Raw genomic sequence first — 21,144 nt, 5'->3', positions numbered from 1 at the left:
TCAGCCTCTCCTCCCCCGAAGCGCGGCTTACCCCGCCGAACCGTGGCAGTGCTTGTACTTCTCTCCCGACCCGCAGGGGCACGGCGCGTTGCGCGACAGGCCCTGGCCGGCGTAGGGATCGGCTTGTCCGGCGGCTGCGAACCCGGCACTTCCCAGCGCTCCCATCATGGCGGCGGCACCCGGGGTGCTGGCATCGTCGACCCCGGTCAGCGGATCGATGTGGCTGGTCAGGAAGTCGGGCAGATCGGGTAGCTCGAAGGCGGCGGGATCGGGAAAGCGGATTTCACTCGTCATCAGGATGCGGGTGACGTCCTCGCGAATGCCGTCAAGCATGCGTTCGAACAGGCTGAAGGCTTCCTGCTTGTACTCGTTGATCGGCGTCTTCTGCGCGTAGGCGCGCAGGAACACGACCTGGCGCAGCGCGTCGAGCGTGGCGAGGTGCTCTTTCCAGTGATGATCGAGCCGGTCGAGCAGCACACTTTTCTCGACCTGGCGCCACAGGTCCGGGTTGTCGGCGCTCTTTTCGGCCATGCGCGTGTCGGCGGCCTCGACCAGGCGCTGGGCGATCATGTCGGGTTCGACCCCGTCCTCGGCCATCCAGTCGGCCAGGGGCGCCTCGAAGCCAAGCAGGTCGGCGCTGCGCGCGGCCAGGCCCTGGACATCCCATTGCTCGGGGTAGGAGCCCGGCGGGCAGGCGTCGCCGACCATGGCGTTGATCGTGTCATGGCGCATGTCGACGACCACGTCGTCGAGGGCGTCGGCGTCCATGATGTCGGCGCGCTGCTCGTAGATGACCTTGCGCTGGTCGTTCATCACGTCGTCGTATTCGACCACCTGCTTGCGCACGTCGTAGTTGCGCGCCTCGACCTTCTTCTGGGCAGTCTCGATCGCCTTCGACAGCCACTTGCTGCCGATCGCCTCGCCGTCGGCGAGGTTCGAATTCATCATCCGGCTGAACAGCGTGTCGGGGCCGAAGATGCGCAGCAGGTCGTCCTCGAGGCAGAGGTAAAACTTCGACAGGCCGGGATCGCCCTGACGGCCCGAGCGACCGCGCAGCTGGTTGTCGATGCGGCGCGATTCGTGCCGTTCGGTGCCGATCACGCAAAGCCCGCCGGCGGCCAGGACCTGCGCCTTCTCGGCGGCGACCTCGGCCTTGATGGCTTCGATCGCGGCGTCGCGCTCGGGCCCTTCGGCCATCCCGCTCAGCTCGTCCTCGACGCGGAACTCCACGTTGCCGCCCAGCTGGATGTCGGTGCCGCGGCCGGCCATGTTGGTGGCGATGGTCACCGCACCAAGGCGGCCGGCCTGGGCGACGATGTGGGCCTCACGCTCGTGGAATCGGGCATTGAGGACCGCGTGCTCGACGCCTTCCTGGCGCAGGAACTCGCTCAGCAGCTCGCTCTTCTCGATCGAGACGGTACCGACCAGCACCGGCTGGCCCGAACGGCTCTTCTCCGCGATCAGCTTGGCAATGGCCTGGAACTTGTCGGCGGTGTTCTTGTAAAACTCGTCCTCCTCGTCGACGCGCTGCACCGGCACGTTGGTCGGGATGGTGACGACGCTCATCTTGTAGATGTCCCAGAACTCGGGCGCTTCGGTCGCCGCGGTGCCGGTCATGCCGGAAATCTTGGGATACATGCGGAAGTAGTTCTGGAACGTGATCGAGGCCATCGTCTGGTTTTCGGGCTCGATCTGGACCCCTTCCTTGGCCTCGACCGCCTGGTGCAGGCCGTTCGACCAGCGGCGTCCGTCCATCATGCGCCCGGTGAACTCGTCGATGATGACGACCTTGCCGTCCTTGACGATGTAATCGATGTCGCGCTTGAACATCACGTTGGCGCGCAGCGCCTCGCCCAGATGGTGGACGACCTGCGTGTTCTCGACATCGTAGAGGTTGCTGCCCTCGAGCATGCCGGCCGCTTCGAACATGCGCTCGACCTTCTCGACGCCGTCCTCGGTCAGGGTAATGTTCTTCGTCTTCTCGTCAGCGTCGTAGTCCTCGGGCACGAGCTGCTTCACGATGGCATCGACCTGGACGTACATCTCGCTCTTGTCGTCGGTCGGGCCCGAAATGATCAGCGGGGTGCGCGCCTCGTCGATCAGGATCGAGTCGACCTCATCGACGATCGCGTAATTGAACGGGCGGTGGACCATCTGGCCGCGGTCCTGCTTCATGTTGTCGCGCAGGTAATCGAAGCCGAGCTCGTTGTTGGTGGCATACGTGATGTCCGCCTCGTACGCGGCGCGGCGTTCCGGCTCGGACAGGTTGGGCACGATGATGCCAACCGTCAGCCCGAGGAACTTGTAAACCTGCCCCATCCACTCGGCGTCGCGGCGCGCCAGGTAGTCGTTGACGGTGACGACGTGGACGCCTTTGCCCTCAAGCGCGTTGAGATAGACCGCCAGCGTGGCGACGAGCGTCTTGCCCTCGCCGGTGCGCATTTCGGCGATCTCGCCGTTATGAAGCACCATGCCGCCGATCATCTGGACGTCGAAGTGGCGCATGCCCAGCACCCGCTTGGAGGCTTCGCGCACGGTGGCGAAGGCTTCCGGCAGCAGGTCGTCCAGGGTCTTGCCCTCTTCCAGCAGACGCCGGAACTTGGCGGTCTGCGCGGCAAGCTCCTCGTCGGTCAGCGCCTCGATCGTCGGCTCGTAAGCGGCGATCAGGCGCGCGGTCTTCTCGTGGTTCTTGACGATACGGTCGTTGGATGACCCGAACAGGGCCTTGGCGATGGCGCCGATCATGCGGAATTCCTGGTGTTTGGGAGTAAAAGGGTGCGCTGCAGTCCTGCGGCCGCGGATGCGTGCCGGAACGAGCGGTCAGGCGGTATGCGGGTAGACGGCTATTCGTACGCGCGATCGGCGCCGAACTGGACCGTTGGAATGTAGACCGGGGGGCGCGGCTGCGGGCGCGGGCCCCTGACGTCGCCCTGGCCCTTGGAGCGCGGCGCGGGCGCGGCCTGCACGCCGGCGATCTGGTCGGCAGCCTGGCGGGTTCCGCCGCGGACATACTCGACCGCGCCGATTTCCGCATCGCCCAGACCCGCCATCCGCGCCTGCGCGGGCACGACCTCGGAAACGAGGCCGGCGAAAAGCGCCAGGAGGGCTAGGATGATCCGGTTCATCGCCGCGGCAATATAGGGAGCGTGGGCGCCCAGGTCCAGCACTTGCGCACGCTGTCCCCAACGCGAAGGCGCCGCGCCTGCCTGTCGGCAAGCGCGGCGCCCGATTTCGCTTCGGCTCCGCCGTCAGGCCGGGCCGGGCCCGATCAGTTAACCGAGTCCTTCAGGCCCTTGCCGGCCTTGAACTTCGGCTGGGTCGAGGCCTTGATCTGCATGGGCTCGCCAGTGCGCGGGTTGCGCCCGGTCGAGGCCTTGCGCTTGGCGACCGAGAACGTGCCGAAGCCGACGAGGCGGACTTCGTCGCCCTTCTTCAGCGCGCCCGAGATCGCGTCGAACACGCCCTCGACAGCCTGGCTGGCCTGGCTGCGCGAAAGGCCGCTCGAGTCCGCGACGGCGCCGATGAGATCGTTCTTGTTCATTCCGGGAACCCCCTACCTGATTGGTTCGAAAACTGAGCTCGTGCGGACGACCCGCACGGGTGGCCGGAGACAAGCCGTATTCGCGCCGCGTGTCAAAGCGAATTCGTGTCGGTTACCAGCAATTATCCACGTTTTTCAGCCGTTTTAGAGGCGAATCGAGCCACCACGGCGCCGAGGCGCGAATTATTGCGATGCACCATCGGCTCCCGCGCCCGATTCGCTGCGCTGCGGCGAATCAGTGCGCGGTTGGCGCCGGTGCCGTAGCGGCAGGTGGCGGGAACCCGGGCTGGCTGGCCAGATCGTCGGCCTCGCTCCATTCGATCGCCGTCAGCGGCGTAACCAACGCGCGCTCCAGCACCTCGTCGACATGGCTCACCGGTACGATATCGAGCCCCTCGCGAATGTTGGCGGGAATCTCCGCCAGGTCCTTGCGGTTCTCTTCGGGGATCAGCACGGTCGTGATGCCGCCGCGCAGCGCCGCGAGCAGCTTTTCCTTGAGCCCCCCGATCGGCAGTACGCGGCCGCGCAGCGTGACTTCGCCCGTCATGGCGACATCCTTTTTCACCGGGATGCCCGTCAGCGTGGAGACGATCGAGGTAACCATGCCCACGCCCGCACTCGGTCCGTCCTTGGGCACTGCGCCTTCGGGCAAGTGGATGTGGATGTCCTTGCGGTGGAAGATCGACGGTTTGATTCCGTAAGCGGGACTGCGCGCCTTTACGAAGCTGAAGGCGGCCTGGACGCTTTCGTTCATGACCTCTCCCAGCTTGCCGGTGGTCCGGACAGCGCCCTTGCCAGGCACCGTGACGCTTTCAATCGTCAGCAATTCGCCCCCGACCTCGGTCCAGGCAAGCCCGGTGACCGCGCCGACCTGGTGCTCCTCCTCGCCAACGCCGTGGCGGAATTTCCGCACGCCGGCGAACTCGCCGAGGTTGTCGGGCGTGATAGTGACGGCTTCCGCCTTGCCTTCGAGGATGCGGCGCAGGCTCTTGCGCGCCAGGCGCGCAATTTCCCGCTCCAGCGTGCGAACGCCCGCTTCGCGCGTGTAATAGCGAATGAGGTCGCGCAGCGCCTCGTTCGTCAGCGTGAATTCGCCGGCCTTGAGGCCGTGCTGCTGAACCTGCTTGGCGACGAGGTGACGTTCGGCGATCTCGACTTTCTCGTCCTCGGTATAGCCCTCCAGCCGGATGATCTCCATGCGGTCGAGCAGCGGCTGCGGCAGGTTGAGGCTATTCGCGGTGCACACGAACATCACGTCCGACAGATCGTAGTCGAGCTCCAGGTAATGGTCCTGGAACTTTGCGTTCTGCTCGGGATCGAGCACCTCGAGCAGCGCCGATGCCGGGTCGCCGCGGAAATCCTGGCCGAGCTTGTCGATCTCGTCGAGCAGGAACAGCGGGTTGCTCGTCTCAGCTTTGCGCAGGTTGGTGACGATCTTGCCCGGCAGCGAGCCGATGTAGGTGCGGCGGTGGCCGCGGATCTCGGCCTCGTCGCGAACGCCGCCCAGCGACTGGCGCACGAAGGCGCGGCCCGTGGCGCGCGCGATCGACTTGCCCAGGCTGGTCTTGCCCACGCCCGGGGGGCCGACCAGGCACAGGATCGGTCCCTTGAGCTTATTGGTCCGGGCCTGCACCGCCAGGTACTCGATGATGCGGTCCTTGACCTTGTCGAGCGCATAGTGGTCGGCATCGAGCACGTCCTGCGCCGCCGCGATGTCCTTCTTCAGCTTCGACTTCTTGCCCCACGGCAAGCCCAGCAGCACATCGAGGTAGTTGCGGATGACCGTTGCTTCCGCGCTCATCGGCTGCATGCCCTTGAGCTTCTTGAGCTCGGCATTGGCCTTGGTGCGCGCTTCCTTCGACAGCTTGAGCTTGTCGATCTTGTCCTGCAGGTCAGCCAGCTCGTCGGCATCGCCCTCGTCGCTGCCGCCCAGTTCCGACTGGATCGCCTTGAGCTGTTCGTTGAGATAATACTCGCGCTGGGTCTTTTCCATCTGGCGTTTCACGCGGCCGCGGATCTTGCGCTCCACCTGCATGACGCCAAGCTCGCCCTCCATGAAGGCCATCACCATTTCCAGCCGCCGGGCGGGGTCTTCCTCGCTCAGCAGGGCCTGCTTGTCGGCGACCTTGGCCTGCACCTGGGCGGCGACCCCGTCGGCGAGCAGCGCGGCATCGACGATTTCGGCGAAGTTCTCTCCGGCGTCCTGCGGCAGCTTTTTCGACAGCTTGGCATACTCGCCGAACTGGTCGACCACGCTGCGCATCAGCGCCGCCACTTCGGTGCCTGAAACGGTCACGGGTTCTAGCACGTCGATCTCTGCCACCAGCAATTCGCCGCTGCCGGTCCCCTCGGAACCGACACTTGCCAGCCGCGCGCGCTGCTTGCCCTCGACCAGCACGCGGACGGTGCCGTCGGGCAGCTTCAGGAGCTGGAGCACGGTCGCCACCACGCCGATGTCGTAAAGGTCGTCGCGGTCGGGATCGTCGCAAGCCGGGTCGAGCTGGGCGAGCAGGAAGATGTCCTTTTCACCTTCGCCGCCCGAACCCGCGGCCGACATTGCCGCTTCGAGCGCGGCGACCGATTTTTCACGTCCGACGAACAGGGGCACGACCATGCCGGGGAAGACGACGATGTCGCGAAGGGGAAGCAGGGGTAGCAAAGTCATAAGATGTCCGATCCACATGCCGGCGCCGCCGATCGCGCAACTCCGGCGGCCACGGGGCCTTGGATGCGAATATGGGGCGCCCCTGCCCGCGCTGCAATGGCGGCGGGCACGGGCCGGGGGCAGTTATCCCGCCCTATTCGCCCCCACATCGGCCTTGAAGCGGCGGCGCCATTCGTGAAGCAGCGGCTCGGTATAGCCGGACGGCTGCTCGGCGCCCTTGAACACCAGGTCGCAGGCGGCGCGGAAGGCGTGGCTGGTGTCCCAGTTGCCAACCATCGGCCGATAGGCGGGATCGCCGGCGTTCTGCGCGTCGACCTTGGCCGCCATCCGCTTCATCGCGTCCATGACCTGGCCCTCGGTGGCGACCCCGTGAAGCAGCCAGTTGGCCATGTGCTGGCTGGAAATGCGCAGGGTGGCGCGGTCCTCCATCAACCCGACGTCGTCGAGGTCGGGCACCTTCGAGCACCCCACCCCCTGCTCGACCCAGCGCACGACGTAGCCGAGCAGCCCTTGCGCATTGTTGTCGAGCTCGTCTCGGATGTCGTCCTCGGACCAGTTGGCGCCCTCTGCCAGAGGGATCGTAAGCAACGCCGAGAGCGGCGGCATCGCCGTGTCCTCCAGCTCGCGCTGGGCGTCGAACACGCCGACCTGGTGGTAATGCATGGCGTGGAGCGTCGCCGCGGTGGGCGACGGCACCCAGGCAGTGCTGGCGCCGGCCTGCGGGTGCGCGATTTTCTGCACCATCATCTCGTGCATCTTGTCGGGGGCGGCCCACATGCCCTTGCCGATCTGCGCCTTGCCGGACAGCCCGTGGGCAAGCCCGATCAGGACGTTGCGGCGCTCGTAAGCGTCGATCCAGGTTGATTGCTTCATCGCTCCCTTGCGCACCATCGCTCCGGCCCGCATCGAGGTATGGATCTCGTCACCGGTGCGATCGAGAAAGCCGGTGTTGATGAAGACGAGGCGGTCCTTCACTGTGTGGATGCAGGCCGCAAGGTTGGCGCTGGTGCGGCGCTCCTCGTCCATGACGCCGACCTTGATCGTGTGCCGCGGCAGGCCCAGCAGGTCTTCCACGGAATCGAACAGGTCGTTGGCGAAGGCGCACTCTTCCGGGCCGTGCATCTTGGGCTTGACGATATAGATCGATCCGGCCGGCGAATTGCGATGCCTGCCCAGCGCCTTTACGTCGTGCGCGCCGATCGCGCCGGTAACGACCGCGTCCATGATCCCCTCGGGCACTTCGCCGCCATCGGGCAGCAGGATCGCCGGGTTGGTCATCAAGTGGCCGACGTTGCGCACGAACAGCAGGCTGCGGCCGCGCAGCGCTGCCTCGGTTCCGTCCGAACCGGCGCAGGGACGGTCGGGCGCCAGTTCACGCGTCTGGATTTGCCCGCCCTTTTCAAACGTGTCGGCAAGGTCGCCGCGGATCACGCCCAGCCAGTTGCGATAGGCCGCCAGCTTGTCCGCGGCATCGACCGCCGCGACCGAATCCTCCAGGTCGACGATCGTGGTCAGCGCCGCTTCCAGCACGACATCGGCGATGCCGGCGGGATCAGCCCTGCCGATCGGGTGGTCGCGGTCCTGGACCACCTCGATATGCAGGCCGTGGTGTGCGAACAGCAGTCCGCGCGCGGTCGTGCCGACGTACCACGCTGGCTCGCACAGCGCCGGCACGCCTTCCCCGTCCCAGTCCGACCAGCTCGCCCCGTCGAGCGGCAGCGCCAGGTCCAGGAACGCACGCGCCGCCGCGATCACCGCCGCGCCGCGTTCTTCATCGTATCCGCCCGGCCGCGCCGGGGGCGCAGCCAGCGCATCGGTGCCGTAATAGGCGTCGTACAGGCTCCCCCAGCGCGCGTTGGCTGCGTTGAGGAGAAAGCGGGCGTTGAGCACCGGTACCACCAGCTGCGGCCCGGCCAGCCCGGCGACTTCGGGATCGACGTTCTGGGTGGTGATGACGAACGGATCCGGCTCAGGTACGAGATAGCCGATCGCGGTGAGGAAATCGGTGTATTCGGCCATGTCGACAGGCTCGCCGGCGCGCGCGCCGTGCCAGGCGTCGATCTGCGCCTGCAAGTCGTCGCGCCGGGCCAGCAAGGCGCGATTGCGGGGCGCGAATTCGGCCAAAAGCGCTGCGAAGCCATGCCAGAACGCGGCCGCATCGGCGCCGAGCGGGGCCAGCACCTCTGCCTCTACGAAATGCACCAGGGCGGCATCGACCTGCAGTCCCGACCGTTCGACCCGCTCGCTCATGGAAATCCTCTTCATCTGGATTCGGGCGCACGCCGATGGACGGCGCCAGCGTTTTGACCGATCCCGGGGAGGACGGCCCCGGCTATGCCGCAGCCCTGGCGGACTGGCAAGCAAATGGAACCGGCGCGCGGGGGTTGGAGGGCGTCGGTGCGTCGGCTAGACGGTTTCGGATGAAACCGCTTTCCCCTGACGACCGGGCCTTGCTGGACCGCATCGATCCCGCCGCGATGCTGGCGCAGGTCACGCGGTGGAGCGCGATCAACACGGGCACGGGCAACCTGCCGGGCCTGGGCTTGCAGGCCGCTGAACTGGCCGATGCCTTCGCCGCGCTGCCCGGCTCGATCGAACTGGCCGAGCCCGCCGCGGTCGAGGCGATCGGCGCCGACGGCGCAGCCGTTGCGCGTGAGCATGGGCGCCACCTGGTCCTGCGCGTTCGCCCGCAGGCGGAGCGCCGGGTGCTGCTGACCGGCCACATGGATACCGTCTTCGCCGCCGCCGACCCCTTCCAGGACCAGCGCTGGATCGACGACGAGACGCTGAACGGACCCGGCGTTGCCGACATGAAGGGCGGGATCGCCGTGATCCTGGCGGCGCTCACCGCGTTCGAGGGCACCCCGGAAAGCGGGCGCCTGGGCTACGATGTGATGATCAACGCGGACGAGGAGACCGGCTCGCTGTCGTCGGCCCCGCTGATTGCGGACCTGGCCCGCGGCAAGGCGGCGGCGCTGACTTACGAGCCGAGCGCGCTGCCGGACGGCACGCTGGCAGGCACGCGTGGCGGCAGCGGCAACTACAGCGTCGTGATCACCGGGCGCGCCGCGCACGCCGGCCGCAACCCACAGGACGGTCGCAACGCCGTGGTCGCGGCCGCGGACCTCGCGCTCGGCCTCAAGGCGCTCGAGCGTGACGGGCTGGCGATCAACCCGGCCAGGATCGAGGGCGGCAGCGCCAACAACGTCGTTCCCGACAACGCGGTGCTGCGTTTCAATATCCGCCCGCGTGAACCCCACCTGGCGCAGGCCTTTGCCGCCGACCTGTCCGCCCTGGCGGGCCGGATCGCGCGCGAACACGATGTCGGCGTCCACGTTCATGGCGGTATCACCCGCCCGCCCAAGCCGCTCGACAAGCGGGCGCTGGCGCTGTTCGCGCTGGTGCGCGATTGCGGCGCCACGCTTGGCCAGGCGATCGCCTGGCAACCTTCGGGCGGGGTCTGCGACGGCAACAACATCGCCGCCTGCGGCGTCCCCGTGGTCGACACGATGGGCGTGCGCGGCGGGGCAATCCATTCATCATCCGAATATCTGATCGTGCCATCGCTGGCCGAGCGTGCGGCGCTGTCCGCGCTGGTGCTGCGGCGACTGGCCCTGGGAGAAACCGTTTGAACCCGAGTTCGCCTTTCGTGATCCGCGCCGCGCGCGCCAATGACCTTCAGCACCTTTACGAAATGGCCAAGCGCACCGGCGGCGGCTTCACCAACCTGCCGCCCGACCGCAAGGCGCTGGGCGCCAAGCTGGAGCGTTCGGCAGCGGCGTTTGCCGCGCCGGAAAGCGACGGACCGCGCGACGATCTTTATGTCTTCGTGCTTGAGAACACGGCCACCGGCGAAGTACGCGGCACGTGCCAGGTGTTCGGCTCGGTCGGCCGCAAATGGCCGTTCTATTCCTATCGCATCGGCGCACTGACCCAGCACAGCGAGGAGCTGGGCCGCACCTTTCGCGCTGACATCCTCAACCTTTCGACCGACCTTGAGGGCGCCAGCGAGGTCGGCGGATTGTTCCTGCATCCCGGCGAACGCGCCGGCGGGCTGGGCCTGCTACTGGCGCGCAGCCGCTACCTGTTCATCCGCGCCCACCGCGCCCGCTTTGCCGACCGCACGCTGGCAGAACTGCGCGGCGTCATCGACGAAGCCGGCGGATCGCCGTTCTGGGACGGCGTGGCCGGCCGTTTCTTCGGAATGAGCTTCCAGGAAGCCGACCAGTTCAATGCCGTCCACGGCAACCAGTTCATCGCCGACCTGATGCCCAAGCACGCCGTCTATATCGCCATGCTCAGCGAAGCGGCGCGCGCCGTGATCGGCGTGCCGCATCCTTCTGGCCGCGCGGCGATGCGGATGCTGGAAGAAGAAGGCTTCGCCTGGGAGAACTACATCGACATCTTCGACGGCGGCCCGACGATGACCGTGCGCACCGACCAGATCCGCACCGTGCGCGAGGCGGCCGACACGGCCGTCACAGCGCTCGACGTCGTGCCGGAACAAGGCGGCGCCACCAAGCGCCTGCTGACCTGCGGCAAGCTGGCGGAATTCCGCGCCGCTTACGGCTGGGCCATCGAACGGGACGGCGGGCTGGCGATCGATCCGGATGCCGCGCGCGTCCTGGGGGTGGGCATCGGCGACCGCGTCAGCCACGTGGCGCGCGACTGATGATCGAGATCAATTTCGACGGGCTGGTCGGGCCAAGCCACAATTACGCCGGGCTCAGCCTGGGCAACCTGGCGGCCACGCGCCACGCCGGCGAAGTCTCGCACCCGCGAGCTGCGGCCCTGCAGGGTCTGGCCAAGATGCGGCACAACCTCGCGCTCGGGCTGGCGCAAGGCGTGTTCATGCCGCTCGACCGCCCGAACACCGGTTTTGCCGACGCGCTTGCACTGGGCGATGGCGAACCAGGCTTATTGGCGGCAACCTGGTCGGCTTCGTCGATGTGGACCGCCAATGCCGCCACGGTCAGCCCGGCGGCCGATTGCGCCGACGGTCGCTGCCACCTGTCGGTCGCCAATCTCGTCTCGATGCCGCACCGCTCGCACGAATGGCCCGGGACGCTCGCCCAGCTGCGGCTGGCGTTCGCCGACCCCGCCTTCGCGGTGCACGGCCCGGTCCCGCCCTGCTTCGGCGACGAAGGGGCCGCCAACCACATGCGCTTGACCGGCGCCCACGCCGCGCCCGGCGTGGAAATCTTCGTTTACGGACGCCCCGGCGGCCCCTTCCCCGCCCGCCAGCATGAGCAGGCCGGCCGTGCCATCGCGCGCCGCCACGGCCTCGACCCCGCGCAGACGATCTTCGCCGAACAGGCGCCGGAGGCCATCGCCGCGGGCGCCTTCCACAACGACGTGGTCGCGGTTGCAAACGAAACCGTGCTGCTGTGCCATGAGCGCGCTTTCGCCGAGCCCGAGCACGTCTACGCCGCCCTCCGCGAGCGTCTTCCCGAAGCGCAGATCGTTGTTGTTCCCGAAAGCGACGTGCCGCTGGCCGATGCGATCGCCGGCTATCTGTTCAACGCGCAGCTGGTGACGCTGCCAGAGGGCGATATGGCGCTGGTGGTCCCCGCCGAATGCGTGGCAACCGCCAGCATCGCCGGCTGGCTTGACCGCGCGGTGTCCGGCAACGGGCCGATCCGGCGGGTTTTCCCCGTCGACGTGAAGGAATCGATGGCGAACGGAGGCGGTCCGGCCTGCCTGCGCCTGCGCGTGGTCGCCGATCCGGCCACCATCGATCCGCGCTTCCTGCTCGACGACCGCAAGGCCGACCGGATCGAGGCCGTCGTCGCCGAACGCTGGCCCGAGGCGATCGCGCCGCAGGAGCTTGGGAGCGCCGCCCTGGCCCGCGACGTCGTCGCCGCGCGCCGCGCCTTGCTGGACGTTCTCGATTTGGGACAGCTGGCGTAAGTTGCGTCGGCAACCTTTACAATTTACCGCGCGTTTACCAGCTCGAGCACGCCGTTCCGCCAGTGGCACGGCCCTTGCTGCGAATATCGCGAAACGGAGTGACAATGCTTTCGAAGATCGGCCGGCTGTTCCTGATCAAGACGCGCTTCGAGGCGTGCATGATCATTTACGCGCTGGCCCTCGGCGCGGTGGAACGGGGCACCGTCTACCTGCACCAGTATCCGGGCTTTCCCGGCAAGCTGCTGTTCGTGGCCTGCTCGGGCGCGGTGTTCATGGCCGGCGCGAAGATCTTCGACTGCCTCAGGCACGACCAGGCCGCCAGGGCGGCCGCCGCCTAGCCTAGAAGCTCGCCCCGTCGACCTTGCGCAGTTCAAGCGCGTCAAGGTCGCATTCGGGCACCGCGCGCAAGTTGATCGCCGCCACTTCGGAGCCGTCCGGCCCCTTGCCGAACGCGAACGATTGCACGCCGCATGTCGAGCAGAAGCGGTGCGCGATGGCATGTTTGTAGAACGTGTGTTCGGTCAGCTTGTCTCCGCCGCTTTCCAGCGCGAACGCCGACTTGGGCACGAAGGTCAGCAGCAGGCCCTTGCGCCGGCAATGCGAGCAATTGCACGAGATCGCCTCGCCCGGCAGGTCGGCGGCGACGGAGAAGGTGACGGCGCTGCAATGGCAGCTTCCCGAATAGGCCAAGTCCGCATCTCCGCTGAATGTCGGTGGAGGGATTCTGTTGCTAGGCTCCCTCCGGGCCCCCGGTTTCCGATTCTGTTACCCGGTTCGGTCCGAACCGTGCTTTCGCTTTGTAAGATCAGGCCGTTAGGCCGTCAGGTTACGCGGCGAGAGCAAGTGCTTCGTTGTCGTTGGCACTTGTGCGTTTTGAGCCTTTAACGGGTTACTCAGCCCGGGCAAAAACTACGCTTTTCAGTCCACGTCGATCCTGGTTCGGCCCCGTCATTCTCCCCGCTTTCACGGGGATAGTGGTGGAGCCGCCGGGTACTGCCCCCGGGTCCGCTGGGCCTATTGCACGAAGCAATTTATCGCCATAGCCGGTCGAAACCGGCACCGACCCATATAGGGCGTTGCCGCTTAATGTGAAGTGACCGGCGCAATCAGGTGCGGCGGCGCAGCTCGTCGCGGATTTCGGCCAGCAGCTCGACCTCGCTGGGCGCGGCGACCACGACCGGCTCGGGCCGGCGCAGGCGATTGGCTGCGCGCACGATCAGGAAGATGATGAAGGCGATGATGGCGAAGTCGATCACCGTCGACACGAAGTCGCCGTAAGCCAGCACGTTTGCACCGCTCTTGCGCGCTTCCGCCAGCGAGGTTCCCGGCGCCACCGATCCCGACAGCACCGCGTAGCGATCCGAGAAATCGAGCCCGCCGAACACCGCGCCGATAACCGGCATGATGAGGTCCTCGGTCAGCGCGGTGACGATCTTGCCGAAGGCGGCGCCGATGATCACGCCGACCGCAAGGTCCAGCACGTTGCCACGCGCCACGAATTCCTTGAACTCTCCCCACATCGCTCGTCCCCTTGCCGCAGATCGCAGCACCAGAAGTGCCAGAAACCGCGGCCCTCGGCAATCCGGCGATGCGATTGTCACTCGGACTGGCGCAGGCGCCCTTGAACACGTGTCATAGCTTGCTAAATCACCTCATCCGGACGCGCCGTTGCGCGGCCCGTTGGAGGAGGAACCCTGGTCATGTCCCTTTCGCCGTTCGGCCGTGCTGCCGTCGCCATCGCTGCCCCGGTCATGCTGGCCGGCTGCGGGATCAACTCGATCCCCACCAAGGAAGAGAACGCCAAGGCCAAGTGGGCCAACGTCCAGGCCGCGTTCCAGGAACGCGCCAACCTGATCCCCAACCTGGCCGCCACCGCCAAGGGCGCGGCGACGCAGGAAAAGGACATCCTGACCGGCGTGGTCGAAGCGCGCGCCAAGGCCACCAGCCCGCAGATCCAGATTTCGGGCGACGACCTCAAGGACCCGGCAAAGGTCAAGGCGTTCCAGGACGCGCAGAACCAGCTGTCCTCGCAGCTGGGCGGGTTCGGGCGCCTGCTCGCCAACGTCGAGGCCTATCCCGAGCTCAAGAGCATTACCAACTACCAGATGCTGCAGAGCCAGCTCGAGGGGCAGGAGAACCGCATCCGCATCGCGGTGATGGACTACAACACCGCGGTCCAGGGCTATAACACCGAGATCCGCACTTTCCCCGGCGCCATCGGGGCCAAGATCTTCTACGGCGCCAAGCCGATGGTGCCGTACCAGGCGGCAACGCCGGGCGCCGAAGTCGCGCCCAGCCTCGACGGCAAGCTCTAGGAGGCGGGGCGCGGAACGGGCGCGGCCATGACACGCGCAACACGGATCGCGGCGGCCCTGCTGCTGGCGCTGGCGGGCCTTCTCGCCGGCCCGGCCTGGGCCGACCCGACCTTCCCGCCGCTGTCCGGCCGCGTCGTCGATGCCGCCAACATCATCCCCGACGATGTCGAGGCGCGCCTCAATCAGAAGCTGGCCGCGCTGGAAACCCAGTCGCAGCGGCAGCTGGTGGTCGCCACCATCCCCGACCTGCAGGGCTACGACATTTCCGACTACGGCTTTCGCCTGGGCCGCGCCTGGGGCCTGGGCGACAAGGAACGCAACGACGGCGCGATCCTGATCGTCGCGCCTACCGAACGGAAGGTGCGGATCGAGGTCGGCTACGGGCTCGAGCCGTACCTTACCGACGGGATGAGCTCGCTGATCGTCAACCAGCAGGTCGTTCCCGCATTCAAGGCCGGCGACATGTCCGGCGGAATCGAGGCCGGCACCGACGCGATCATCCACCAGCTGACCCTTCCGCCAGAGGAAGCGGCCAAGGTTGCGGCCGCGGCGCAGACCGCGCGCCAGCAGCCTGACCAGGGCGGCATCCCGTTTTCGACCATCATCTGGCTGGGCTTCATATTCCTGTTCTTCATCCTGCCGATGCTGCGCGGGTCGCGGCGCGGGCGGCGCTATCGCGGTAGCGGCCTGGGTCCGCTGATCGTGTGGGACGCGCTCAACCATTCGCGCGGCGGCGGGTTCGGTGGCGGCGGCGGCTTTGGCGGCGGCGGCTTCGGCGGCGGGTTTTCGGGCGGCGGCGGCAGCTTCGGCGGCGGCGGCGCATCGGGCAGCTGGTAGGGGACGCGCGGTGGCACAGGAAACCTTCATCAGCGAAGCCGATGCAGACCGCGTCAGCGCCGCCGTTACCGCGGCGGAAGGCCGCAGCGCGGGTGAGATCGTCACCATCCTGTCGCCGCGGTCCGACGACTATGCCGATGTCGCGCTGCTGTGGTCGGCGCTGGCGGCGTTCCTGGCGCTGATCGCCTATGCGGCCGCGCCCGGTTTCTACCTCGGGCTGGTCGACCGCATCGCCGGCACCTGGGGCGACGGTGATTGGACGCCGCGCGGCATCCTGGCGCTGGCCAGCGCCGGCGCCATGCTCAAGTTCGCGGGAACGTGGCTGCTGCTGCTGATCCGTCCACTGCGCCTGTTCCTGACCCCCGGCGCAATCAAGCACGCGCGCGTCCGTGCCCGCGCCGAAACCTGTTTCAAGGTCGGAGCCGAGCGCCGCACCCACGGCCGCACCGGGATCCTGATCTACCTGTCCATTGCCGAGCACCGCGCCGAGATCGTCGCAGACGAGGCGATTGCGACCAAGGTCCCGGCCGAGGTCTGGGGCGACGCGATGGCGGCGATGATCGCGGAAATCCGCGCCGGACGCACTGCCGACGGCATCATCGCCGCGGTCGACCGGGTCGGCGCGATCCTGGCCGAGCATTTCCCTCGCGCCGACGACGACGTCAACGAGCTACCCGATCGGCTGATCGTGGTGTGAGCGACGATCGCGACGCGCCTGAACGGGTTGTCTGGGACGGCAGGTTCATCACCGCAAAGGTGCGCGGCAAGTGGGAATACGTCTCTCGCGCGCGCGGTATTCGCGCTGCAGTGATCCTTGCGATCGTCGATGGCGACGTCCTGCTGGTCGAGCAATTTCGCGTGCCCTTGGGCAGGCCCTGCATTGAACTGCCCGCGGGCCTGATCGGCGATGGCAGCATGGCGGACGAAGCGGTCGAGGCCGCCGCCGCGCGCGAACTGGAAGAGGAAACCGGCTGGCGTGCCGACCACGTCGAGATCGTCGGCGAGTTCTACTCCTCGCCCGGGATGGTCAGCGAAAGCTTTACGCTGGTAAAGGCGCGCGGCCTGACGCGGATCGGCGCTGGCGGCGGGGTCGACGGCGAGGATATCACCGTCCACCGTGTGCCGGTGAACGAGATCGCGGCCTTCGTGGCGCAGCGCCGCGCGGGCGGCGACGCCATCGACGTCAAGCTGCTGCTGCTGCTGGCCGGCGACATCCTGGGAGAGTGACGATGGCGGGACGGGTTCAAGGCAAGAGGGCACTGGTAACCGGCGCGGCGCAGGGCCTTGGCGCGGCGCAGGCGGCGCTGCTGGCCCGCGAGGGCGCGCGCGTGATCCTGGCCGACATCAACGTGGACGGCGCTGCCGCGCAGGCCGCGGCGATCAATGCCGAAATGGGCGACGGGACGGCGCTGGCGTGCAAGCTCGACGTCACCGTGCCGGCCGAATGGGACGCCGCGATCGCGCGTTGCCGCGACGAGCTGGGCGGCCTGTCGGTGCTGGTCAACAACGCAGGCATCGGAGTCGCCGGCGACCTCATGACCTGCACCGATGCGGACTGGCGGCGCGGTTTCGCGGTCAACGTGGACTCGGTCTTTTACGGCTGCCGCGCCGCACTGCCACTGATGAGCGACAACCAGCCGGGCTCGATCGTGAACATCAGCTCGATCGCCGGTCTGATCGCCTCGGGCACGATGCCCGGCTACAACGCCAGCAAGGCGGCGGTCTGGATGCTGTCGAAATCGATCGCGCTGTGGTGCGCGGACAGGGGCCTGGATATCCGCTGCAACTCGGTGCACCCGACGTTCGTAGACACCCCGATCCTCGATGGCTTCAGCGCCAGCACCGGACGGCCCAAGGACGTGATCCTCGACAAGCTGGCACGCCAGGTACCGCTGAAGCGGGTCGGCCAGCCGGAGGAAATCGCGCTGGGCGTGCTCTATCTCGCCAGCGACGAGAGCCGGTTCATGACCGGTGCCGAGCTCAAGCTCGACGGCGGAATTTCCGCCCAGTGACGCCCTCGTGACTGGCCAGTGACCGCCACATGAAAACGGCCGCCCGTGGGGGCGGCCGTTTCGATGCTCAGCGCGATCCGCCCTGGCCGCCGTCGCGGCGGCCGCGGTAGCCCTGGCCGCCGCCATCGCGGCGCGGAGCATCGCCCCGCGGTGCGGGACGGGCATCGCCGTGCGGTCGCGCCGGACGGCCTTCGCCATGCGGGCGCGCCGGGCGGTTGTCGCCCTGCGGACGGGCGGAACGGTTGTCGCCATGCGTGCGGGGTGCGCGGCGGTCCTGCGCCGGACCGTCGCGACGGCCGTCGGCGCGGCCCGCGGCGGCGCCGACCGGGCGGATCACGCTGGTGTCGGTGCGGGCGACGTGCGGGCCGTTGTTGCGACGCGCGCGGCTGCGGCCTTCGCCTTCCTCGCGCACGTAATTGCGCGGGCCGTTGCGATTGCCATGCTCGCCGCGGCGGGGCTGGTCGCTGTCCGGGTTGGTGCGCGCGGCCTTGGGCAGCTTGGCGGCTTCCTGCTGGAAGCTCTCAGGCAGCTTCATGGTATCGAGCTTGACGCCGGTCAGCTTCTCGATGTCGCGCAGATAGGCCTTTTCGTCCGGGGCGACGAAGCTCTCGGCGATGCCGTCGGCGCCGGCGCGCGCGGTGCGGCCGATGCGGTGGACGTACTGTTCGGCCACGTTGGGCAGCTCGAAGTTGAACACGTGGCTGACGCCCGAAACGTCGATGCCGCGCGCCGCGATGTCGGTCGCGACCAGCACCTTGAGCCCGCCAGAGCGGAACTTGCCGAGCGCGGCGGTGCGCTGCGCCTGGCTCTTGTTGCCGTGGATGGCCGCGGCCTCGACCCCGGCGGCGACGAGGTTACGCACGACGCGATCGGCGCCGTGCTTGGTGCGGGTGAAGACCAGGCTGCGGTCAAGCTCGCCAGAGGCGATCAGGTCACGCAGGCGGATGGTCAGCAGGGCCTGCTTTTCGGCCTGGTTGACGAACGTGGCGCGCTGGACGACGCGCTCGGCGGTGGTCGCCTGCGGGGTCACTTCGACGCGGACCGGGTTCTTGATGAACTGGGCGCCAAGCTGCGCGATCGACTGCGGCATCGTTGCCGAGAAGAACAGGCTCTGCCGCTTGTCGGGCAGCAGCTGCGAGACGCGGCGCAGCGCGTGGATGAAGCCGAGGTCCATCATCTGGTCGGCTTCGTCGAGCACGAAGATCTCGACATGGCGCAGCGTCAGCGCGCGCTGGTCGATCAGGTCGAGCAGGCGGCCCGGCGTAGCGACGAGCACGTCGACGCCTGAAACCAGCATGCGCGCCTGCTTGCCCACGGGTACGCCGCCGAACACGCACTGCACGCTCATGTTGAGGTACTTGGCATAGCCGCGCATGTTGTCGGCGATCTGGGCGGCCAGTTCACGCGTGGGGGACAGCACCAGCATCCGGCAGGCGGCGTTGCGGCGCGGCTGCGGATCGGCGGCCAGGCGGTGTAGCGAGGGCAGCGCAAAGGCCGCGGTCTTGCCGGTGCCGGTCTGCGCGATGCCAAGCAGGTCGCGTCCTTCCAGAAGCGCCGGGATCGACTGGCGCTGGATCGGGGTAGGATCGGTGTAGCCCTTGGTGGTCAGCGCGCGGCACAGCGGTTCGGCCAGCCCGAGGTCGGAGAAAAAGGTCATGGAATGTCTTTCGTAATTCGAATTGCGCACGCCAGGCGCAGTCATGCGCCGGCACGAACAGGGTGGCTTTGCGGGCCCTGCGTGAAAGAAGGCGGCACGAAAAAAGGCGAATGATCCCGGAGAGGGACCGCAACCGGATCGATGGCCAGCTAGGCCGCGATCTTCACGCCGGTCGCGTTATGTAGGGCGGCAGATAGGCAGCAGTTGCGCAAAACGCAAGCAATTATATTTCAACCTGGCTGCCAAGCTCCACCACGCGATTGGTCGGAAGGCGGAAGAACTCCATCGCGCTGGCCGCATTGCGCAGCATCCACGAAAACAGCTTTTCCCGCCAGATCGCCATCCCCGGCTTGGCCGAAGGGATCAGCGTCTGGCGCGACAGGAAGAAGCTGGTGGTCATCATCTTGAACGGCGCCCCGCACATCGTGACGTTCTTCAGCGCGTTGGGCACGTCGGTGTCTTCAAGGAAACCGAACCTGAGGACCATCTTGTAGAAGCCCTGCCCAAGGTCGGTGATCGCGAACCGGTACTCCTCGTCGACGTAGGGAACGTCCTGGATCGCCACGGTCAGGATCACGACGCGCTCATGCAGCACCTTGTTGTGCTTGATGTTGTGGAGCAGCGCCGAGGGGACGCCGATCGCCGCCGAAGCCATGTAGATGGCCGTGCCCGATACCCTCGCGGCGCTGGCGTGCGCGCTCTTGGCGAAGACGTCGATCGGCATCGCCGCCTCGGCCATGTTCTGCCGCATCAGCGCGCGCCCGCGCGACCACGTCGTCAGCAGCGTGAAGATGGCCAGCCCCATCGCCAGCGGCACCCAGCCGCCGTCGGGGATCTTGGTGAAGTTCGCCGCCAGGTAAGCAGCGTCGAGGACGAAGAACAGCACCAGCAAGGGCACGGAGACCAGCTTGGGCCACTTCCACATGTTGAACAGGACCACGGCCAGAAGCACGTTGTCGATCGTCATCGCCCCGGTCACGGCGATGCCGTAGGCCGCGGTCAGGTTGGACGAGCGCTGGAACACCAGCACCAGGATCACCACCGCGATCATCAGCGCGGTGTTGATGACCGGAATGTAGATCTGCCCGGCGGCGGTCTCGCTGGTGTGCTTGATCGTCATGCGCGGGATAAAGCCGAGCTGGATCGCCTGCTGGGTGACCGAGAACGCCCCCGATATCACCGCCTGGCTGGCGATGATCGCGGCCGCGCTCGCAATCACGAGCAGAGGCCACTGGAACCAGTCCGGAGCGAGGAAATAGAACGGGCTTTCCAGCGCCGCCGGTTCGCGGATCAGCAGCGAGGCCTGGCCGAGGTAATTAAGCACTAGCGCCGGCAGCACGAAGAACAGCCACGACACCCGGATCGGCGGACGCCCGAAGTGCCCCATGTCCGCATAAAGCGCCTCCGCACCGGTCACCGCCAGCACGGCAGAGCCCATCGCCAGGAACCCGCGGAACGGATCGGCGACGAACATCGCCGCGGCGTGATGCGGGCTGAGCGCCCAGAGAACGCCCGGCATTTGCGCGATGCTGACCAGCCCCAGGACCGAGATCGTGCCGAAATAGAGCAGCATCATCGGCCCGAAAAAGGTCGCCACCTTGGCTGTGCCGCGGCTCTGGATCATGAACAGCGCGATCAGGATGCCGACCACGATCGGCACGACCATGCGCTCCATCGCCGGGTTGTAGACCGCCACGCCCTCGATCGCGCCAAGAACCGACACCGCCGGCGTGATCATCGAATCGCCGTAGAACAGCGCAGTGGCGAACACGCCCAGCAGGACGATCCAGGGCGACCAGCGCTTGCCGCCGACATTCTTGTTGATCAGCGCCAGCAGGGCCAGGCTGCCGCCCTCGCCCTTGTTGTCGGCGCGCATGATCACGCTGACGTACTTCAGCGTCACGATCACCATCATCGACCAGAACATCAGGCTGACGATGCCGAAGATGTGCAAGTGATCGAGCGGAAGCTTGTGATGCCCGGCGAACGTATCGCGCATGGCGTAAAGCGGGCTGGTGCCGATATCGCCGAAGACCACGCCGATCGCGCCCACCGCCAGTTTCAGCAGCGGACCTTCGGCGTGATTGTGCGCCCCGTGCGCAACGGTGTTTGGCTGCATGTGCGCAGCCGTCGGGGCAACCGAGTCGGCTTCGTGGCCGGGGGTGCTCATCGGCCTGCCTTACCTGTCATGCCTGCATGCTCATGCC

The 21,144-nt window shown here is 67.3% G+C and carries 18 protein-coding genes and 1 other RNA gene; 9 read left to right on the top strand and 10 right to left on the bottom strand.

The annotated features are described in order from the left end of the window. Positions 1-27: 27 nt before the first annotated feature. From secA to ACOYW6_RS02475, 5 genes are all read right to left on the bottom strand, one after another. The gene (gene secA / locus ACOYW6_RS02495; protein ID WP_423142243.1) at positions 28-2,745 is read right to left on the bottom strand and encodes a preprotein translocase subunit SecA; all 2,718 of its coding nucleotides are present in this window, start codon (positions 2,743-2,745) and stop codon (positions 28-30) included. A gap of 98 nt (positions 2,746-2,843) precedes the next feature. Beyond that, complete coding sequence (locus tag ACOYW6_RS02490) at positions 2,844-3,125, bottom strand: hypothetical protein (protein ID WP_423142242.1); 282 nt, start codon at positions 3,123-3,125, stop codon at positions 2,844-2,846. A gap of 143 nt (positions 3,126-3,268) precedes the next feature. Beyond that, positions 3,269-3,541 (bottom strand): HU family DNA-binding protein, encoded by a 273-nt coding sequence (locus ACOYW6_RS02485; protein WP_423142241.1) that lies wholly within the window; start codon positions 3,539-3,541, stop codon positions 3,269-3,271. A 235-nt stretch (positions 3,542-3,776) separates the two neighbouring features. Next, positions 3,777-6,206 (bottom strand): endopeptidase La, encoded by a 2,430-nt coding sequence (gene lon / locus ACOYW6_RS02480; RefSeq protein ID WP_423142240.1) that lies wholly within the window; start codon positions 6,204-6,206, stop codon positions 3,777-3,779. Positions 6,207-6,329: 123 nt separating this feature from the next. Then, a complete protein-coding gene (locus ACOYW6_RS02475) occupies positions 6,330-8,456 on the bottom strand; it encodes a malate synthase G (RefSeq protein WP_423143046.1) in 2,127 nt (708 codons plus the stop codon). 170 nt (positions 8,457-8,626) lie between these two features. Here ACOYW6_RS02475 and ACOYW6_RS02470 point away from each other — a divergent pair, with 170 nt between their 5' ends. The 4 genes from ACOYW6_RS02470 to ACOYW6_RS02455 all read left to right on the top strand — a co-directional run bounded on the left by ACOYW6_RS02470 (position 8,627) and on the right by ACOYW6_RS02455 (position 12,454). After that, positions 8,627-9,838 carry a hydrolase gene (locus ACOYW6_RS02470; protein WP_423142239.1) on the top strand — a complete coding sequence of 404 codons (1,212 nt, stop codon included), beginning with the start codon at positions 8,627-8,629 and terminating at the stop codon, positions 9,836-9,838. 62 nt (positions 9,839-9,900) lie between these two features. Further along, positions 9,901-10,878: an arginine N-succinyltransferase gene (locus tag ACOYW6_RS02465; RefSeq protein ID WP_423143045.1), complete on the top strand. Its 978-nt coding sequence runs from the start codon at positions 9,901-9,903 to the stop codon at positions 10,876-10,878. Next, positions 10,878-12,116 (top strand): N-succinylarginine dihydrolase, encoded by a 1,239-nt coding sequence (locus ACOYW6_RS02460; protein WP_423142238.1) that lies wholly within the window; start codon positions 10,878-10,880, stop codon positions 12,114-12,116. Before ACOYW6_RS02465 ends, ACOYW6_RS02460 begins: the two co-directional genes overlap by 1 nt. Before the next feature lie 104 nt (positions 12,117-12,220). Continuing rightward, complete coding sequence (locus ACOYW6_RS02455) at positions 12,221-12,454, top strand: hypothetical protein (RefSeq protein ID WP_423142237.1); 234 nt, start codon at positions 12,221-12,223, stop codon at positions 12,452-12,454. Position 12,455: 1 nt separating this feature from the next. Here the strand turns inward: ACOYW6_RS02455 and ACOYW6_RS02450 are convergent, their stop codons facing one another. The 3 genes from ACOYW6_RS02450 to mscL all read right to left on the bottom strand — a co-directional run bounded on the left by ACOYW6_RS02450 (position 12,456) and on the right by mscL (position 13,636). Next, the gene (locus ACOYW6_RS02450) at positions 12,456-12,806 is read right to left on the bottom strand and encodes a GFA family protein (RefSeq protein ID WP_423142236.1); all 351 of its coding nucleotides are present in this window, start codon (positions 12,804-12,806) and stop codon (positions 12,456-12,458) included. A 61-nt stretch (positions 12,807-12,867) separates the two neighbouring features. Next, positions 12,868-13,213, bottom strand: a transfer-messenger RNA (tmRNA) gene (ssrA, locus tag ACOYW6_RS02445). Positions 13,214-13,222: 9 nt separating this feature from the next. Then, on the bottom strand, positions 13,223-13,636 hold the full coding sequence (gene mscL, locus ACOYW6_RS02440; RefSeq protein ID WP_423142235.1) for a large conductance mechanosensitive channel protein MscL: 414 nt from the start codon (positions 13,634-13,636) through the stop codon (positions 13,223-13,225). A 180-nt stretch (positions 13,637-13,816) separates the two neighbouring features. Between mscL and ACOYW6_RS02435 the strand changes: the two genes are divergently transcribed. Genes ACOYW6_RS02435 through ACOYW6_RS02415 form a run of 5 tightly spaced genes read left to right on the top strand, consistent with a single transcriptional unit; the run spans position 13,817 to position 17,280 of the window. Continuing rightward, on the top strand, positions 13,817-14,431 hold the full coding sequence (locus ACOYW6_RS02435; protein ID WP_423142234.1) for a LemA family protein: 615 nt from the start codon (positions 13,817-13,819) through the stop codon (positions 14,429-14,431). A gap of 27 nt (positions 14,432-14,458) precedes the next feature. Continuing rightward, positions 14,459-15,268, top strand: coding sequence for a TPM domain-containing protein (locus ACOYW6_RS02430; RefSeq protein WP_423142233.1), 810 nt, complete (start codon positions 14,459-14,461; stop codon positions 15,266-15,268). Between the two features lie 10 nt (positions 15,269-15,278). Further along, on the top strand, positions 15,279-15,965 hold the full coding sequence (locus ACOYW6_RS02425) for a TPM domain-containing protein (protein ID WP_423142232.1): 687 nt from the start codon (positions 15,279-15,281) through the stop codon (positions 15,963-15,965). Next, a complete protein-coding gene (locus ACOYW6_RS02420; protein ID WP_423142231.1) occupies positions 15,962-16,495 on the top strand; it encodes an NUDIX hydrolase in 534 nt (177 codons plus the stop codon). Before ACOYW6_RS02425 ends, ACOYW6_RS02420 begins: the two co-directional genes overlap by 4 nt. 2 nt (positions 16,496-16,497) lie before the next feature. Then, on the top strand, positions 16,498-17,280 hold the full coding sequence (locus ACOYW6_RS02415) for an SDR family oxidoreductase (protein ID WP_423142230.1): 783 nt from the start codon (positions 16,498-16,500) through the stop codon (positions 17,278-17,280). A 67-nt stretch (positions 17,281-17,347) separates the two neighbouring features. Here the strand turns inward: ACOYW6_RS02415 and ACOYW6_RS02410 are convergent, their stop codons facing one another. Next, the gene (locus ACOYW6_RS02410; RefSeq protein WP_423142229.1) at positions 17,348-18,937 is read right to left on the bottom strand and encodes a DEAD/DEAH box helicase; all 1,590 of its coding nucleotides are present in this window, start codon (positions 18,935-18,937) and stop codon (positions 17,348-17,350) included. 223 nt (positions 18,938-19,160) lie between these two features. After that, positions 19,161-21,107, bottom strand: coding sequence for a potassium transporter Kup (locus ACOYW6_RS02405; RefSeq protein ID WP_423142228.1), 1,947 nt, complete (start codon positions 21,105-21,107; stop codon positions 19,161-19,163). Positions 21,108-21,144: the final 37 nt, after the last annotated feature.

The sequence above is a fragment of the Parablastomonas sp. CN1-191 genome (assembly GCF_049354825.1).
Classification (GTDB): Bacteria; Pseudomonadota; Alphaproteobacteria; order Sphingomonadales; family Sphingomonadaceae; genus Novosphingobium.
Note: the sequence above shows the minus strand (reverse complement) of the source record. Positions and strands in the feature narration are given on the sequence as shown.